The following is a 16,006-nucleotide window of genomic DNA, read 5'->3' on the forward strand; positions in this document are numbered from 1 at the left end:
GTGTGTCCCCTGCCGGGCACGGGGCTTGAGCCCCTCCCGAAGAGGAAAAAGGAAACGGATATATGAATACGGGCGCTGGAGCGTCCCGATTACGGAGAGGGGTTACGAAAGAAAGAACCACCGAGGAAAACGGAAAAAAACGCCTCTGGAAAGAGCATCCGAAAGTTTGGCTAGAGCTCGGTGATCTGGCCCCCGGTCACGTTCAGCGCCTGCCCGGTCATGTACGCGGAAGCGTCTGAAACGAGGAACGCGGCGGCAAGGCCCACATCGCGGGGCGTGCCGATCCGTCCGAGCGGGACGGTGGCAATGGCCCGCCGCATGGTTTCCTCGGGCGCGCAGCCTTCGGCGGCGGCTTCACGGGCGTACCGCTTCACGTTCATATCCGTAAGGATCTGGCCGGGGCAGAGGGCGTTGGCCCGGATGCCTTCAGCCGCGTACTCGACGGCGAGGCACTTGGTAAACATGATGAGCCCGGCCTTGCTGACCGAATAGGCGCTGCATGTGGGCAGGGGGCGCTTTCCGGCCCGCGAAGCCACGTTGACCACTGTGCCCCCCCGCTCCATGAACGGCAGCAGTGCCTTCGTGAGCAGAAAGGGGCCCATGAGGTTGACGTCAAGCACAGACTTCCACAGCCCGGCGTCGTACTCCCCGATCCTGCTGGCCCCCCTGTTGATGCCCGCGTTATTGATAAGGGCGCGCAGGGACGGGGCAAAGGCCCGGATGTTTTCCACCGCCGCCCGGATGCTCTCCGCATCGGAAACATCAAGCGTGATCGGTTCGGCCCTGACGCCGTAATCCCGCCGCAGCGCCGCGCAGTTTTCCTCAAGCGGCCCGCCTTGCGCGGCCAGGTCGCCGAGGAGTACGTCCATGCCGTTGGCGGCAAGCTGTTCCGCAATCCCGAATCCAATACCCGTCGCAAGTGCGGCCCCGGTGACGAACGCCGCTTTTCCCTTGAGTTCAGAATACATGGCAAACCCCGTGTTATGCGGAGGCGTTTTTCCCGTACCCCAGCCACTGCGAAATCTCTTCGGCGGTGCGCAGTAGAACACCAGCATAATCTTCAATATCGCAGGGAATCGTACTGGCTACGGCGGACAGGCTCAGGGCCGCTACGCATTCGCCGGTATAGTCGTAAATCGGTGCGCCGATCCCGGACACGCCGACAAGGTATTCGCCAACGGAACGGGCATACCCACGCTTGCGGGTACACTCCAGCTCCTCAAGGAAGGCTTCACGCGTTTTCAGGGAAAGATCCGTACGGGGAGTCAACGGGCGTCTGAGGAACAACTCCTCAATCTGCTGCTCCGAGTAGGTGGAGAGGATGGCCCGCCCGCCGGTCCCGTAGTAAATATCCCCGATGTACCCGATGTCGTTGACCGGAGCGATGGGGCCGGGAGCGCGGTGCAGGTAGACGAGCTCGAAATTGTTGACGGTGGAGAGGTAGACGCTGCATTGGGTGAGGTCGCGCAGCTCGCGCATGAACCGGGCGGCCTGAAAGACGATGCCCCGGCGGACGACCTTGCCCGCGAGGCAGATCATGGACATGCCCACGGCATACGTGCCCTGCCCCTCTGAGCGGACATACCCTTCGGCCTCAAGCGCCATGAGGATGCGGTGGGCGCTGCTTTTGGGCAGGCCGGACGCCTCGGCGATCTCCGCAAGGCACATGGGTGCATCCTTCCGGGTCAGGATCTCCAGAAGCTGCATGGCACGGGTCAGAACTTGGATGGAAGCCGACATGCTGTCCTCTCTTTCATTCCGTGTTACGGAATGCTATTCCGTTTAACGAAATCGTAAGCTCACATTATTTTGTTGTCCTTTTTCTGTCAAGCGATTTTCCCGCCGGAGAGCGCCTGCAGCGAAAAAGGGTTGCCCACAGCGGGCTGATTGAGGGACGGCCCCCGTTTCTGGCTTTCCCCAGTTTGGACAGCTGCGGAACAAGGCGGAGGCATTGCCGAAATAAGCCGAACTCCACTCCCTTTTCAAGGAACATCACGTCAGGCCGCCTTGCGGGGCGGGTTCCTCCGTAACAGCAGACGGTCCGCCCCATTCCTCCCCCAACCGTGTATCCGTCCGGCGGTCAGCCGGAGAAAGAGCCTTTCATGGAACTGGAGAGCGCGACCGGGAAACTCAATCTCTACTTTAACGGGCGCCAGCCGGAGATCATGGGCATGATCGAACGGGTGGTAAACATGGATTCCTTTCCCGAAGACAGAGAGGACGTGAATAAGGTCGGGGAAACCGTTTCCGGCTGGACGCGGGAGGCGGGATTCCATACGGAAAAGATCGCCAAGCCCGCCATCGACCCCGACGAGAGCTGGATGAAGAAGCTCGGCAGCGTGTTTTCCGCCCGTACCCACGAACGGGCAGCCGGGCCGGGCATCGTTTTTCTAGGACACATGGGTACGGTATTCCCCACCGGAACGGCGGCCCGCCCCTTCCGGGTGGAGGGGCCGCGCCTACGGCCCCAGCGTGGCCGACATAAAGGCCGGGGCGGTCACCAACATGTTCGCCGCCCGTGCCTCGAAGGAGCTCGGGCCCATCGACGTTCCCATGACACTCATGTTCTCGCCCTACAAGGTGCTTTTCTCATAAGGATCGTAGTCCTTGCCCGGAACGCAGGCTTCCTGCGAGTAGAATTTGTACGGCATGGCCACCGTTTCCCGCATGAAGTCGCGGGCGGCGCACTGTTCCGGGAAGTCCTTGACAATGGTCGCCGCGTGTTCGCGGGCACAGGACGATGAACGCGAAGGAAACCTTGTTGTTGATGGTACAGCTGGCATCGTAGTCGGCAAGGCAGGATGCGAGTCCGGAAGTCGAGCCGAGCAGTCCGGTGGACAGGGTGGTCAGGAGGTACTGGCCGGTCTTGCTGTCATGGTCGATGTCGGCGTTGCCGAAATAGGCGTTGAAATGCCTCACAATGCTACCGCTCGCCTTGAAGCCCGCTTCTTCGATGTAGGCCGTCTTCCACGAGTTTTCCCTTGGTGTTTTCCGTGAATACCATGGCCACAAGGTCGGCCGAGGAGCCGAGCGTGCTCTTGTTGAGGTTCGGGGGTACGGAGCCTCCCTCCACGCCGCCGACGAGGTTGACGAAATAGCCGAGGGCTTTGGTCACCGGGGTTTCACTCCGGCTGTACCGGTGCCGGGGTTGAGCTTCAGCTTGTCAATGATAGGTCCGCTGATGAAGAACACGGGTACGGTGGCGGCGGTGATGGTCGGGCCGTATGATCTTTCCGTGGCGCTGGGCGCTCCGGCGCGGTTCGCCACTCCGCGGTTCACCGAAGCTCTCAGCCGGGTGATTGCCGCTTGCCGGGCTTCCGGCAAACTGGCGTTCATCTACGCGAATACCATGCCGGAAGCCCGGGCGTACTTCGCACAAGGCTATCAGGGCGCGGCCATAGGCACGGATACGGCCTTTCTGGTCAAGGCCATTCAGGGCATGTTGCAGGCGTAATGTTCCGAAAAGCCCCGTCCGGGAAGGGCGGGACAGGCCCGGCTCATGCGCGGCAACCGCCCGTGGCCGCGCCCGGGAACGGCCTGCCTCCGCGCTGAAGCGCACCTGAAAAGAGATTGCACCGTCAGCCCCGCACCCTGCCCTCTCCGTGCGATCCTGCTGGATTGCCGGGCGGTGGCGCGATCAGCGGAGGCCGTATTGGTATTTGACGTGCAGAATGACGGGGATGGGTTCCGTTCCGATGATGGCGGGGCGGCGGACTTTGCCGCTGGCGGCGAGGACGGCCCGGCGCGCCGAGGCGTCGAGCTGCGCCGATCCTGAGGATGCGCGGAGCACGGGATCGGTGAACGTCCCGTCGGGCCGGACGGTGAACATATATTCGGCAACGCCGATGAGCCCGGTTTCGCCGCCGTCCAGACGCCGGGCGTGCACGGCCTCGTCGATGTCGTCGAGGTAGCGCAGGAAGGCCTGCCGCTTGCGGTCGGCGGCATCGGCCTTGTCCATGTCGCGCGGGCTGGCGGCGGCTATGCCGATGCCCTTTTCCCGGCTCGTTGCCACTGCCGGGGACGCCATGTCCATCTGGACAACGGTGGTGAAGGACGGCTCGGGCTTGGGCGGCCTCGGGGTGATCAGCAGCGCGAAATGCGCGAACAGGGACACGACGATCCCGGCGGTGAGGCATTCCTTTTCCGTCATGGGCGCCCCGCCTCGTCGGGCTGAGCCGTGGCGATGAGCAGCTTTTCCCCGCCCTGCATCCGCACCTCGTCCACAATGAAGACCAGCGCCTCCACCGGCGCGTCGGGCGCGGCCTTGAGCACAAGCTGTCCGGGGCGCGCCCGGAAGTCCCGCACGAGGCTTTGCAGCTTCGCGCGGATGTCGGCGCGGGCCACGGGTATGCCCTCGCACAGGAACGAGCCGTCCCTGAGCAGCCGGATTTCCACCACGCGCCCGGAAAGCGCCTGCCCGCTGTGCGCCGGAGGCAGGTCGAGGTCGATGCCCCGCACCGCGAACGACGCGGCGAGGATGAAGAAAATCAAAAGGATGAAGACCATATCGATGAGCGGCGTGAGATCCGGCTCGTCGTCCCGCGCCGCCTTGGGCCGCAGGTTCAGCATGATCGCCCTCCGTCCGGCAGCCTTTCCCCGGCGTTATCCCGGCATTGCGGGGCTTCCCGGCCCTCCGGAGCGCTGCCGCGAGGTTCCGGCGATTCCGGGCAAGAGTCCCCTTCCGCAGTGCCGCCCCCACGGGGAATGTCTCCGAGCTGAAGCGGTTCCGCCCCGGCCCGAACGGTGATGCCCGGTCCGCCGTCGGCCAGCAGAGCCGCGTTTCCGGCCTTGTTCAGGGCGTCGGCCACGCGGCGCACCTTGCCTTGAAAGCAGGACAGGAAAAACAGCGCGGGAATGGCGATGCACAGCCCCGCCGCCGTGGTCAGCAGGGCCTGCCAGATCCCCCCGGCGAGCAGGGACATGTCCACGCCCGAGCGGGCCTCGGCAATGCGCGAGAAGGTCGTGATCATCCCGAGGATGGTCCCGAGCAGCCCCATGAGCGGGGCCAGCCGCGCCAGCACGGACAGCAGGGAAAGCCGCGTTTCCAGCCGTTCCAGCACCGTCTCCCCGGCGAGGCGCAAGGCGGCTTCACGGTTCGGAAGGGGCGAGCCCAGGAGCGCCGCGAAGTCCCGCAGGGAGGGGACGGCCTCCAGCCGGGCCGCCAGAGGCCGCACGTCGCCCGTGCGCATCGCCTCCAGCACGAGGCCGGGAAAACGGGAGTCCGGGAACGGACATCCCATGAACACCAGCGCCCGCTCGACGACAATCGCCAGCGCCGCCACCGAGACGGCCAACAGCGGCCACATCATCCAGCCGCCCAGTTCGATCAGCCCCACAAGCTCCTCCTTTACGAAGACGGCGCTTCCGGCAGGGAAATATCCGTGCCGATGAACACCAGATAGCGCTCCTCGCCTTCCGGGGCAGGCTCGAAGCCCAGCCGTCCGGCGGCGTACTGCACCGTCGCGGGCACCGTCACGCCGCCGTCCAGCCGCAGATCCACGACGCCCTTGGCCCGGCACAGCCCCGGCCCGGCGCTGTCCAGCAACGCCAGGAGCGCGGCCTCGTCCAGCGGGGCGGACAGGCGGAGCGCAGCCGAGACAAACCCCTCATCCGCGTGGGTCACCGTTTCGCCGAAACACGGCAGGGCTGGCCGATGCGACGGCAGCGGCGTGCCCCGGCGATCCGCCCAGTCCGCATAGAAGGCGTCCAGCTCCGCGAAGGCGATGGCCCCGTGGCGCGCGGGCAGGATCAGCGCCTGACGGTTCAGCGCCCGCAGCCGTTCCGCCAACGCCTCTAGCGCGGCGGGCTCCACGGTGTCGGCCTTGTTCAGGACGATCACGTCCGCCCGCGCCGCCTGCGCCCGGCGGATGCCCGCAATGTCCCCTTCCGAACGGCACAGATCAAGGGCGTCCGCCACCGTGATCACAAGGCCGGGCTGCACGATGTCGCGCAGCTCGGACAGCGCGTCCATGACGTTGGCGGGGTTCGCCAGCCCCGTAGTTTCCAATATGAACTGCTCGGCGGGCATGTCCCCGATGAGCCGCAGCAGCCCCGGACGCAGGCTGTCCGCCAGCGAACAGCACACGCACCCCTCATCAAGCGCCTCCACCTGGGTTTCGCCGCGCAGAAGCGCCGCGTCAAGGCCGATTTCTCCGAATTCATTTTGGATGACGCCCGTATAGCGCTCACGCCCGTGCAGGAAATCCAGCCATTGCCGCAGGAATGTGGTTTTGCCCGAGCCGAGAAAACCGGTGAGGATGTGCAGCACGGGCAGGCCGGATTCCTCCTCAAGCGGCTTGTGGCGCAGGGGCAGACGGGCGAGGGGACGCCCTTGGGCTCCGGCGCTGCCGAACGCCGCCGTGAGCCGGAGTTCCCGCCCTGTCCCGCCGGGGATGTGCCGGATGTTCCCGGCGGCGTCGAAACCGGGGATCGGGGCCGCCTCGCCGTCCAACGACACGCGGGCGGGGTCCCCAAGCAGGCTTTCAGCCGTGGCCGACAAGGCCGCGAACGGGCGCAGGAGCAGCCGGAAGGCGGGCACGTCCGTTTCCCAGCCGCCCGGCTCCACGAGCCAGCGCTGCCCGCCGGGAGAAGTCGCCACACCGTCCAGCGCCGCCATGCGCAGGCGGGCCGGGGCGGACAGGGTCAGGGACAGCCCGGAGCCGTCGACGGCGGCCCGCAGCGAAACCGTGCCGATCCGGAATGGGGAGAGCGTTTCGGCGTGCTCCGAAAGCGCCCGGATGCGGTCGCCGTAGCCGGGGTCCACGGCAAGGCGCAGGGCTTCCAGCGGAAAAACCTCAAGGAGGGGATCGTCAGGGAGCGGGAAGGCGTAGGCCGCGAACGTGCCGCGCAGTGCGCCTCCGTCCGCGTCCTCGCCGAAGAAGACGAGCCCGAACACGAGCCCGCTCCCGGCCACGCGGCAGGTCCACGCGGGCAGCAGAGAACCGGAGGGACGCACCCCCCGCCAGCCCAGCGCGCGGGCGCGGCGGCGATCCAGATGGATGGCGGCGATGAGGGCCCCCATGAGCGTGGCGCACTCGGACCCGCCGCAGGGGTCGAGGGGCCGGGGAAGGAGTGTTTCAAGTCGCATCGCGGGCTCCGGGGCCGGGACGGAGCCCGTCCCGTGGGACACGGCCCCGCCCCGTCATGGTCTAAGCCGTTCCGTTTTGAAACGGCATTCTTTCAAAAGCGATCCACGCCAAAAAGCGGCGGATGAAACAGGCAACAACCAGACACAAACCGAATGGGAAAACGAAACAGGAACACCATTTCAGCAAGTAAAAACGCACGCGAACAGAGAGCCGGTACACAAAAAACCTTGGGAAATGGAGGGACGAGCTCCGCGCCGGCGGGTTTGGGGAAGGGAGGGAAAAGCGCGGCCCTTTCAGAGACGGTTTCCCTCCCTTCCCCAATACTTTCTCATCTTAGGCGGGGAACTTGATGACGTCGCCGTTGCCGAGGTAGTTGGTGGTCTTGGAGCGGAACCGGGCCGTGCCCTTCACCACCGGATAGCCCGCGTCCACGAACTTCTGGGCGGTGATGAGGCCCGTGCAGTGGTTGCAGCCGACCTGCTGGAGGTTCCACTTCTTGAGCCCGATGACGAGGTCGTCGTACTTCGGGTCCCAGTCGTCGAAGGGCGAGATATGCAGCCCGCCGTACAGGCCGTAGAACTGATCCTTCTCGTAGGCAAGCTCCTTGTAGGCCGTGTCCGCGAAGAGGATGATCCCCTGATGGCAGCAGCCGGTGATGCTCACCAAGCCCACATCCTTGACGTTGCAGTACAGCGACATCTCGCCGAACACCTTGAAGATGATCGGGCAGTCGAACTGATAGAGCGCCACGCCGGGCTGGAGCGTGTGCAGGCCCTTCGGCACTTCCGTCCACTTGCCCACATGCCCGCAGGCCTTCAGGTATTCCTTGCCCGCCGGGTAGAAGGTGTTGGGCGTGTAGACGTGGATGTTGGGATTGTACTTGGTGACCACGGGGAAGCCCCAGTAGTGGTCCATGTGCTCATGGGTCTGGATGAAGGCGTCGATCTTGTTGTCGGCAAGCATGACGTCGATGCCCTCGCGCTTGAAGCACGTGTCCATCCAGTCGTAATTCCACCCGGTATCGAACAGGTAACGGGTTGTCTCGCCTTCCATGCTCTCGATCTCGACGAGGCAGGAGTAGCCGCCCGCGTTGTCGGCATGGACGCAGTTTTCCTTGGCGATGGCCCACGCCTCGTCGATCTTGTGCGGCAGCAGGTGCTTGATCCGCTTGAGGCCCTCCTCGAACGTCCCCTTGCCCACGCCCTTGCCGTTGCCGAAGGGCGCCCAGTTGAAGGTGTACTGGTCCACGAGCAGCCCGCCCGCGCCGGTCACGTCGTTCATAAAGATGCCGTTGTCGAACCAGCTCGTCTCGGAGATATTGGTGACCTTGACCGACTTGCACACCCCGATGTCCGCCGTGCCGCGCTTCACTTCGGGAAGGAAGGCCCTGCGGAGCGGCGAATACGAGTACAGCCCCATGGAGCCGAGCACGCCCGCGCCCACGCCGAGCGCGGCGCCCTTCATGAATTCGCGTCTGTCCATTTCGTCCCTCCTATTGAACCAGAGTGAAAGTTGCGCTCGCCAGAGGCAGCAGGGCCACGATGGCGAAGTAGGCGATCACGCCCACGACGAGGCCGATGATCACGCCGGGCAGCATGGCGGGGTTCCATGCGGCGTTGGCGGCCAGATGGCGCTCCTCGGCGGCGAATTCCTCGGCGGTCTTGAATTCACGCCGCCAGCCCGGCCAGCCGTCCATGAACCACCAGTTGATCAGCCAGATGTTGATCAGCCAGATCATGGGGATCATGGGGAACTGCTGCGGGTGGGAGAAACCCTTCTGGGTGCCGAGCACGAAATGGGCATACTTGTAGTAGAGGCAGTAGATCGCGATGCCGCCGAGCGTCACCAGCAGGGAACGGACGAGCACGTTGATCGGCGTGCTGAAGCGGTTGGGCCAGTTGCCGCAGTAGAACTGGAGGAACAGGGCCGGGACGAGGAAGAAGATAGCCGTCTCGCCCACATGCAGCCAGCGCCAGTCGGGGGCCGCGTCGCGGCGGTGTCCGCGGATGGCGTCGCCCCAAACGAGTTCCTGCATGTACCAGAAGAACAAGCACAGCGCCCACGAGATGGCGATGATCCCGAAGAACAGGGCCAGACGGCGCAGCCACGGGGTCTTGATCATTGTAAACGGGAAACGCTCCCAGATGCCTTCCATGAACCACACCACCACGGTGCAGCACATGATCCACGCCACATGGAAGTTGGCGGACACGGTTTCCGCGAAATGCTCCCAATACGGCGGGCAGATGGCGGTGAAATACTGCCACGGGTAATACAGGATGCCCATGTGGTTGTGCATGGTCATAAAATAGATGAGCAGGCTGAGGCAGAACGTGCCGAGCCAGATGCTGAACCCGCGCACGGGCTGGGAAAGCCCCGCCCACGGCTGGCCCTCAAGCGCCACGAGCCACGCCGGGCTGATCCACGAGGCGATGACCGCGAACATCATGCAGGCCTGAGCCGCGTATTCCGTCGAGTAGAAATCGGTGAGGCCGAGCTTCTGGAGCTGCGCCGGGTTGAAATAGGCGAAGGCGAAGTTGCCGAGCACGCCCTCGAAGAAGCCGTGAATCATGGCGATCATGATGCCAACGGACACCAGCGCCAGCACAAGCCCCTTCTGGAGCGGGTGGGCGCTGCGTACCCAGTCGCGCCGGAACGGCCAGAAGTCGAAAATGTAGGCCATCCAGATCAGGATGATCAGCCACCAGCGGCAATAGTTGTAGCCGACATAGGGCGTGTAGAAACGCATGATCCCGCGCGGATCCTGAAACACCCACCACGTCACGGCGAAAATCAGCAGGGTGAACGCCATGTTCGCCAACATGGGCCACGGGCCGCTCCACCGCTTGATGAGCTTGCGCTCCTCAAGATAGGGAATCTGTTGCTGTCCTGACATCGTTATCCTCCTCGGATGCATGACTTGCGCCCCGCCCTTGCGGAGCTCCCTTATCCGGTCCGCCCGGCCCCTTCCGGAGCGCGGGCATACATGGCGCGCATAACCGCCGAGGCAAGTTCCCCGGCTCCTGTCCGATCCGGGTCCAGCCCGAGGCGCTCGGCCTCGGCCCGCAGCATCGCCGGGCTAAATTCCGGGGGCAGGGACGCTTCCGGGGGAAACCCTCCCGGCACGTCACGCTCCCCGGCATCCTCCTCGGAGAACCGGAACCTGAGAAAGGCACGGCGGCTCATACGGCTCATCGCGCCTCCTGCAAGGCCAGCAGGATGGAGGCATACCCCTCCACGGCCTTGGAGGCGGCATCGGCGTCGGCGTGGCGCAGGGCGCTCAACAGCCGCGCCAGCTGCGCGAACACGTTCTCGCACTGAGGCAGCGTACACTCCTGCAGCAGCCGCGCCAGCGCCAGCCCATCAGGCAGCACGCGGCTGGCCGCGTCTTCGAGGCGCGGATTGCCCAATACTCGGATCAATATGGAAAAAAAGCGGATCTGCGCTTGGATAAAGGTCTTCATGTCTCCGTTGCGGAGCGAGGCTCCGGCGGAGGGGAGCAAACGCTCCAGTTCGAGAATCACGGACGGGGACACGGCGGGCAGGGATGCGGCCACCAGAGACGGCATGAGGATGCGGAACGCGGCGAGATAATCCGCGAACGTCCCGGCGGCATGGCGCGCATCGCCCGGCAGGGCCCGGACCACGGTCCCGCTGCCGCGCCGCGTTTCAAGGATGCCCCGGCCCGCCAGCGCCCGCAGCGCCGCGCGCACCGTGGCCCGGTTCACGCCGAAAGCCTCGGCGAGGCCGCGCTCGGACGGGAGGCGCTCAAACACCCCCCAGCGGCCTTCCAAGAGAGCGCTTTCCAGCTGTCGTTCTATGCATTCCTGCTTGTCCATGCAGTCCTTGCCCGCTGTTATGGGAACGGCTATGGAATGATTCTCATGCTTTCAGCATACGGGCTCCCGGCAAATCCGATCAACCCTTTTTTCAAAATTACGCTACATGTATATAACATATTGTTTTTACATGACTTCAACGGTAAAAGTGGTTGGACCAGATAGCCGCTGAAAAACAAAAAGGACGGCTATATGACCACTTTTACTTACCGGAAGGCTTTTTTTCGGGCTCCAAAAGCCCCTTTTTCCGGGTACACCTTCAATTGGATGAACCAATAGTATCCGGCCTCCTTTTTCTCCCCTCTTCCTTCCCCACCGGCAGCCCCGCCGGGAAGCCCGGCGCCCCGATCCTCCCTCGGCCCACTCTTGCCTTTCTTTAGAAATCCATCACAATGCCCCAAACACTGGAGCTTCGCATGCAGCAGTTTTCCCCGTGGATCGCCGGATTCCCCGGCCTGATCTGGAGCATCGACATCCCCCATTCCCGCCTCAAGGTCTTCAACCGCTGGAGCATCCCCGGCCTCGACGTGCCGCGCCTGCTCAAGGACGCCCGTTACCGGAAAAAAGCCGTGCGGCGCGAAGATTACGCCCTGCTCATGGAATTCTGGGACATGCTCACCGCCCGCCGCCCCGCCGCCGTCACCTTCCGGCTGACGAGCGGCAACGGGACGTACATCCTGCAAGGCTGGCCCGGCGAAAACGACACGCTCTATTACGGATTCCTCAAGGAAGCCTTCCTCCCGGCGGCGTATTCGGCGGACGGGCGGCCCGGAACCTGCCAGATGGACATCGGCGGCATCGGCTATCCCGTCTTCGCGCTCGACATCCCCACGCGCGGGCTGCTGATCATCAACGACGCGGCCCGCAGTCTGTTCGCGGCGGCATCCCGCGATCCCAACACCCTGAGCCTCGCCGATATCGCCCCCGGCGGGCTTGCCGAAAAGCTGCTTGAAGCCGGGAACAAAGCCCTTGCCAACGACGCGTGGGCGGGCACGCTCACGTTCAGCAACGCCCAGCGCGGCCTGTTCAGCGCCAAGGTACGCCTCACCCCCTGCGGCGGCGCGGGGGAAGGGCGGGTCGTGCGCGTGGCGCTCCTGAACATCCCCGAAAACCGGAAAAGCGCGGCCTGCCCGCCTTCCGGAGAAGACGCCCAAACCGCGCCCCGCCCGCTCCGCGAGGGGCTGGAAAACCTTTTCGCCCCCTACGCCGGAGAGCTGGACGGCCTCCTTTTTTCCGACATCCAGTCCCACAAGGGGCAGGTCGTCGTGTACGGCGCGGGCCCCGCCTTCCGCGAGCTGCGCTGGGGGGCGGAACACGCCTACGAGGGTACCATCGCACAGGACATCGAACGCTTCGGCCTGCGCTCGCTCACCGTGGAGGATACCTTGGACAGCATCAAGTCCATCGACTGGGTGCTGTTCGCCCCCCACGGCATCCGCTCCTATTTCGCCAAACCGTTCTATACGGAGCAGGGCCTGCACGCCGTCCTCATCCTCGCCAGCCTCCGGCCCGGCTCCTTCGGCGCGGACGCCGAAACCCGCTTCGCCAGCCTCATGGGGCCTTTTGAAAGGCTGATCGGCGCATGGCGCAAAGGCTGATGCCCTTAAAACAGCTTTGGTCGTGGGAGGCGGACGTGAAAAAGAAGGACTGCGATAGCCTCCCTGCGGGCAGGCATAATGACAAGTCCCACATACCGTTTCCACGATTCATATGATGGCTTCCCTGGGTGCAGGCATAATGAAGGGGAGCTTTCCTCGCAGAAGCTCCCCTGATGTGTTATCGTGCCTTTCGGATGGCGTCGTTGGCTTCCCTTACCAGCGGAGCGTGCCGCTGGCGGAGATCACCGCCGTTCCGCCGAGGCGCACGGCTTCGAGCTTCCCACCATCGGGGGCAAGGATCAGTTCCAGCTCTCCGGTTCCCGGCCGGTCGAGGATATGGCCCTGCTCAAGCCGGATGTGCGTCCCGGAACACAGCCCGTGCGCGTGCATGTAGGAAGCCATGCACCCGGCGGCCGATCCGGTGAAAGGATCTTCCCCGGCGTTGTCCGGATCGATAAGCCGGGCGTGCACATCCGTTTCAGGCTCCACACCTTCGGGGGCGAACACGTACGCCGCCGACACGCCGAGGGGTGCCAAAACAGCTTTGAGGGCGGACCTGTCTATATTGATCCGCCGGAGCGCCGCAAGCTCCCGGACGGGAACCATCAGGAAGCTGACACCCCCCCGCATGAGCTGGCACGGAAGCCCTTCCCGGAGATCGGAAGCCTGAAGCCCGAGCGCTTGGGCCGTTGTCCCGGCGTCGGCGCAGGTGTCTGGGACGGCGGGGGGCTGGGTCATGATCACCTTGTCGGGGCGGATGTCCACAGGCAGCACGCCGATGGCGAACTCGAACCGCGCGGTGCCCGGCTTGAGCACGCCCAGTTCCCGCAAAAGGTGCCCCGTGGCAATGGTAGGATGCCCCGCAAAGGGGATTTCCCCGCGCGGCATGAAATAGCGGACACGTACGTCCGCCTTGTCGGAGGCCAGCACGAACGCCGTTTCCGGGGCGTTGGTCTCGCGCGCGATGCGCAGCATGTCGGCGGGATCGATGCCGTCGGCGTCCGTCACCACGGCACAGGGGTTGCCGGTGAACGGCTCCGCAGTGAACGCATCCACGATGTGAAAGGTACAATTGGGCATAACATATTCCTTTAGGGGCAGCATGTTACGGTTTTTAATGGAGGGACGGGCGCGGCGGCAGGGGCTGCGCCGCACGTCAGGTTGGGTTGGAAGCTCCGCACGGGGACAAGCCTTCATCCGGGGCACAGGCGGAGCCAATTCAGGATGAAAAAGAGATGAACACGTTCAAACGCCCCCATCCGGGGCACGGACGGAACCAATCCCGTGGAAACAGGAGTGAACAAGGTATATGGCACAGCCCCAATCAGGGTATGGGCGAAGGCTGTGCCATAGAAAATGGTTGATGCTTTTTTCTTGAAGTTCCAAGGGAATGACCAACAAAATACCTTAGCTGTGGATTCCGCCAAAGGGGAAACGGGGAAAAAGGCTGTATTTTCACCATACTGTGGAGGTGAAACAACCACATGCCATGACAGAGCCTAGGCCGTGTCGCTAACTAGATATAATCTATTGAAATTATTCAACCATTTTTAAGCTATAAAAAATTATTTTAAATAATTTCAAATAGTTATATACAAAAGAGCACGGCCTAGGCGAAAACCCGGAAGCACCGCACCCGGAGGCAGCCCCCGCAGGGGAAGGCGCGGAAAAGGGCCCCACGCAGACGCCGGAAAGGGATGCATCGGGGATCAGGAGGGCCGCCCGCAGCGGTTCCAAAAACAATCGCTGCGGGCGGGAAGCCGAATGCGTTCGGGCGGGGGAGCTGCCGCGAACGGCCGTCATCCGGCAAAACCTTCGAGCTCCACTTCAACCACGGCGGCGGGGTTCGGAAGCGCGGCCACGCCGACACACGTGCAGGCCGGGGCGCAGGACAGCCCCGCGCCGCCTTCCCCAATACCGGGACCTTCAGGGAAGCCGGGGGGATCCCCTTCCTCCGGGGCGCGGCGGAAAACCCGCTCGAACGCCCGGTCGAACGCATCCTTCTGGCCCATGTCCGTGAGGAAGACGGTTATCTTCGCCACCTGTTCCGGGGCAAACCCGGCTTCGGCAAGGATCCCGCGGATATTCCCAAGCACGGTGAGGGACTGTTCATAGCAGCCGGGGTGGTCGATGCGCCCCGTTTCGGGGTTCTGGGCCACCTGCCCGGACAGGAAGAACCGGCCGTCCTTGAGGGTCATGCGCGAGAATGGGAGCCCTGCGGGGCCGCGCCCGATACGCGTAATCGTGCCCATATCAACCGCCGCCGCTGTAATAGGAGTCGGACGCGATGTAGGGCTCGCGCCAGTCCTTGTACCAGCCGAGGATCTTGCAGCCGTTGAAATCCAACAGTACCGTGTCGCGGGAGTACAGGATGGTTCCGCCGGGGCCCTGCACATGCGGGTTCAGCACCAGCACCATGCCCTCCTTGAGCTTGGTGGCATCGCCCGGCGCGATCCAAGGGGCCTCCTGCGAGGCGACGCCGATGCCGTGTCCCCAGTGGACGCCGGTGACGGGGGTGACGCCCGCCCGCTCCGCCGCGTCCAGCATGGCGGCGTAGAGATCCGCGCAGGTCGCGCCGGGCCGCACGGCGGCGAGGGCGGCCTTGCGCATGGCGACAAGCCCCTCATACGCTTTCGTCTGTTCCGGCAGAGGCCAGCCCATCGTCATCAGCCGCGAGCCGAACGCCCAATAGCCGTTCAGCGACGCCTGAAGGTCAAGGCGGTTCATTTCGTCGCGGGCCGTCTTCTTGCCCTGCCCTATACCGAACTTGGGCGACTCGGCCCAATAGTCTTTGGCATGGGCTCCGGTGGCGGACTGGGAAATCCCGTTGTAGCCGACGGCCTCAAAGCCCCGTTCAAGGGCGTGCATACGGATAAGCTCCGCCTGCCCCTTTTCCGCACGGGCGTCACAGGCGAGGCTGTGATGGGCGGCCCCCAGGATGGCATGGTCGGCGCGGTAGGCGAGATCCTCAAGGAAAGCCGCTTCCTCCGCGCTCTTGATCTGGCGTATGGCGCTGATCGCGGCGGAAATGTCCGTAAGCGCCCATTCGCCCAGGGCATCGCGCAGGACCACGCTGGCGCGGTTCATGTCCAGCCCTATGGAGGCCAGCCCCAGCGGGCGGAGGAAAGCCGCCAGTTCCGCAGCGGCGTGCGTGGCATCAAGGCTTCCCGGATAGGCGCGGACATCCGAAATGATCCCCCGTTCCCAGCTTCTGGCCCAGAGGGACGGGCTCAGGACGAGGGGGAGCCTGCCTTTGGCGAACAGGACGAATGCGAGGCCCGGATGCTCGTCCGTGAACGGAAGGTGCACCTGCGCCGCGTAACGCATGTTGTCCCCGCCGGTCAAAAGGAACGCATCGCAGCCCGAGCGCTCCAGTTCCGACTGGATCTTTTCAAGTACGGTCGTATTCAAGTTCTTCTCCTTGGCTCTGTCGGCAATGGCTTGCCGTTTCCCGGCATCAAAAGCCGGAAGCCGGCCATTC

The 16,006-nt window shown here is 64.2% G+C and carries 16 protein-coding genes and 1 pseudogene; 2 read left to right on the top strand and 15 right to left on the bottom strand.

Annotated features, from left to right (window positions below):
- Positions 1–170 precede the first annotated feature (170 nt).
- The 4 genes and pseudogenes from ACZM8Y_RS01470 to ACZM8Y_RS01485 form a co-directional block, all read right to left on the bottom strand.
- Entirely contained in the window at positions 171–968 is a 798-nt protein-coding gene (locus ACZM8Y_RS01470) for an SDR family NAD(P)-dependent oxidoreductase (RefSeq protein ID WP_302552231.1), read from the bottom strand.
- A gap of 13 nt (positions 969–981) precedes the next feature.
- Positions 982–1,740, bottom strand: coding sequence for an IclR family transcriptional regulator (locus ACZM8Y_RS01475; RefSeq protein ID WP_302552230.1), 759 nt, complete (start codon positions 1,738–1,740; stop codon positions 982–984).
- 397 nt (positions 1,741–2,137) lie between these two features.
- A complete protein-coding gene (locus ACZM8Y_RS01480; protein WP_479858699.1) occupies positions 2,138–2,383 on the bottom strand; it encodes a hypothetical protein in 246 nt (81 codons plus the stop codon).
- A 196-nt stretch (positions 2,384–2,579) separates the two neighbouring features.
- Positions 2,580–3,222: pseudogene (locus tag ACZM8Y_RS01485) on the bottom strand (UGSC family (seleno)protein); the annotation flags it as partial.
- Between ACZM8Y_RS01485 and ACZM8Y_RS01490 the strand changes: the two are divergent.
- Positions 3,212–3,454, top strand: coding sequence for an aldolase/citrate lyase family protein (locus tag ACZM8Y_RS01490; protein ID WP_482333929.1), 243 nt, complete (start codon positions 3,212–3,214; stop codon positions 3,452–3,454). The pseudogene ACZM8Y_RS01485 and the gene ACZM8Y_RS01490 overlap by 11 nt on opposite strands.
- A 183-nt stretch (positions 3,455–3,637) precedes the next feature.
- On the opposite strand, the gene ACZM8Y_RS01495 is transcribed toward ACZM8Y_RS01490, so the two are convergent.
- From ACZM8Y_RS01495 to ACZM8Y_RS01530, 8 genes are all read right to left on the bottom strand, one after another.
- Positions 3,638–4,150, bottom strand: coding sequence for an energy transducer TonB (locus ACZM8Y_RS01495; RefSeq protein WP_482333931.1), 513 nt, complete (start codon positions 4,148–4,150; stop codon positions 3,638–3,640).
- The gene (locus tag ACZM8Y_RS01500; RefSeq protein ID WP_279043446.1) at positions 4,147–4,569 is read right to left on the bottom strand and encodes an ExbD/TolR family protein; all 423 of its coding nucleotides are present in this window, start codon (positions 4,567–4,569) and stop codon (positions 4,147–4,149) included. Before ACZM8Y_RS01500 ends, ACZM8Y_RS01495 begins: the two co-directional genes overlap by 4 nt.
- A complete protein-coding gene (locus ACZM8Y_RS01505) occupies positions 4,563–5,336 on the bottom strand; it encodes a MotA/TolQ/ExbB proton channel family protein (protein ID WP_482333934.1) in 774 nt (257 codons plus the stop codon). Before ACZM8Y_RS01505 ends, ACZM8Y_RS01500 begins: the two co-directional genes overlap by 7 nt.
- A gap of 11 nt (positions 5,337–5,347) precedes the next feature.
- Positions 5,348–7,087 (bottom strand): CobW family GTP-binding protein, encoded by a 1,740-nt coding sequence (locus ACZM8Y_RS01510; RefSeq protein WP_482333936.1) that lies wholly within the window; start codon positions 7,085–7,087, stop codon positions 5,348–5,350.
- Positions 7,088–7,421: 334 nt separating this feature from the next.
- Positions 7,422–8,570 (bottom strand): MBL fold metallo-hydrolase, encoded by a 1,149-nt coding sequence (locus ACZM8Y_RS01515; RefSeq protein ID WP_005029938.1) that lies wholly within the window; start codon positions 8,568–8,570, stop codon positions 7,422–7,424.
- 10 nt (positions 8,571–8,580) lie between these two features.
- Positions 8,581–9,984: a hypothetical protein gene (locus tag ACZM8Y_RS01520; protein WP_302552225.1), complete on the bottom strand. Its 1,404-nt coding sequence runs from the start codon at positions 9,982–9,984 to the stop codon at positions 8,581–8,583.
- Between the two features lie 50 nt (positions 9,985–10,034).
- Positions 10,035–10,283 carry an apoptosis regulator Bcl-2 gene (locus tag ACZM8Y_RS01525; RefSeq protein WP_302552224.1) on the bottom strand — a complete coding sequence of 83 codons (249 nt, stop codon included), beginning with the start codon at positions 10,281–10,283 and terminating at the stop codon, positions 10,035–10,037.
- Complete coding sequence (locus tag ACZM8Y_RS01530) at positions 10,280–10,927, bottom strand: FadR/GntR family transcriptional regulator (protein ID WP_482333941.1); 648 nt, start codon at positions 10,925–10,927, stop codon at positions 10,280–10,282. Before ACZM8Y_RS01530 ends, ACZM8Y_RS01525 begins: the two co-directional genes overlap by 4 nt.
- A gap of 416 nt (positions 10,928–11,343) precedes the next feature.
- Between ACZM8Y_RS01530 and ACZM8Y_RS01535 the strand changes: the two genes are divergently transcribed.
- Positions 11,344–12,525, top strand: a complete 1,182-nt coding sequence (locus tag ACZM8Y_RS01535; RefSeq protein WP_487480001.1) for a hypothetical protein — start codon at positions 11,344–11,346, stop codon at positions 12,523–12,525.
- 213 nt (positions 12,526–12,738) lie between these two features.
- On the opposite strand, the gene ACZM8Y_RS01540 is transcribed toward ACZM8Y_RS01535, so the two are convergent.
- The 3 genes from ACZM8Y_RS01540 to ACZM8Y_RS01550 all read right to left on the bottom strand — a co-directional run bounded on the left by ACZM8Y_RS01540 (position 12,739) and on the right by ACZM8Y_RS01550 (position 15,936).
- Positions 12,739–13,605, bottom strand: coding sequence for a PhzF family phenazine biosynthesis protein (locus ACZM8Y_RS01540; protein WP_482330875.1), 867 nt, complete (start codon positions 13,603–13,605; stop codon positions 12,739–12,741).
- A 719-nt stretch (positions 13,606–14,324) separates the two neighbouring features.
- Positions 14,325–14,777 carry a RidA family protein gene (locus ACZM8Y_RS01545; RefSeq protein ID WP_479859466.1) on the bottom strand — a complete coding sequence of 151 codons (453 nt, stop codon included), beginning with the start codon at positions 14,775–14,777 and terminating at the stop codon, positions 14,325–14,327.
- A gap of 1 nt (position 14,778) precedes the next feature.
- Positions 14,779–15,936 (bottom strand): M24 family metallopeptidase, encoded by a 1,158-nt coding sequence (locus tag ACZM8Y_RS01550; RefSeq protein WP_479859467.1) that lies wholly within the window; start codon positions 15,934–15,936, stop codon positions 14,779–14,781.
- Between the last annotated feature and the right edge of the window lie 70 nt (positions 15,937–16,006).

Source organism: Bilophila sp., assembly GCF_057864385.1.

Coding starts and splice junctions, on each gene's coding strand:
- ACZM8Y_RS01490 (WP_482333929.1), top strand. CDS start 3,212: ATGGTCGGGCCGTATGATCTTTCCGTGGCGCTGGGCGCTCCGGCGCGG.
- ACZM8Y_RS01480 (WP_479858699.1), bottom strand. CDS start 2,383: ATGCCCGGCCCGGCTGCCCGTTCGTGGGTACGGGCGGAAAACACGCTG.
- ACZM8Y_RS01525 (WP_302552224.1), bottom strand. CDS start 10,283: ATGAGCCGTATGAGCCGCCGTGCCTTTCTCAGGTTCCGGTTCTCCGAG.
- ACZM8Y_RS01470 (WP_302552231.1), bottom strand. CDS start 968: ATGTATTCTGAACTCAAGGGAAAAGCGGCGTTCGTCACCGGGGCCGCA.
- ACZM8Y_RS01545 (WP_479859466.1), bottom strand. CDS start 14,777: ATGGGCACGATTACGCGTATCGGGCGCGGCCCCGCAGGGCTCCCATTC.
- ACZM8Y_RS01535 (WP_487480001.1), top strand. CDS start 11,344: ATGCAGCAGTTTTCCCCGTGGATCGCCGGATTCCCCGGCCTGATCTGG.
- ACZM8Y_RS01515 (WP_005029938.1), bottom strand. CDS start 8,570: ATGGACAGACGCGAATTCATGAAGGGCGCCGCGCTCGGCGTGGGCGCG.
- ACZM8Y_RS01475 (WP_302552230.1), bottom strand. CDS start 1,740: ATGTCGGCTTCCATCCAAGTTCTGACCCGTGCCATGCAGCTTCTGGAG.
- ACZM8Y_RS01540 (WP_482330875.1), bottom strand. CDS start 13,605: ATGCCCAATTGTACCTTTCACATCGTGGATGCGTTCACTGCGGAGCCG.
- ACZM8Y_RS01520 (WP_302552225.1), bottom strand. CDS start 9,984: ATGTCAGGACAGCAACAGATTCCCTATCTTGAGGAGCGCAAGCTCATC.
- ACZM8Y_RS01530 (WP_482333941.1), bottom strand. CDS start 10,927: ATGGACAAGCAGGAATGCATAGAACGACAGCTGGAAAGCGCTCTCTTG.
- ACZM8Y_RS01510 (WP_482333936.1), bottom strand. CDS start 7,087: ATGCGACTTGAAACACTCCTTCCCCGGCCCCTCGACCCCTGCGGCGGG.
- ACZM8Y_RS01495 (WP_482333931.1), bottom strand. CDS start 4,150: ATGACGGAAAAGGAATGCCTCACCGCCGGGATCGTCGTGTCCCTGTTC.
- ACZM8Y_RS01500 (WP_279043446.1), bottom strand. CDS start 4,569: ATGCTGAACCTGCGGCCCAAGGCGGCGCGGGACGACGAGCCGGATCTC.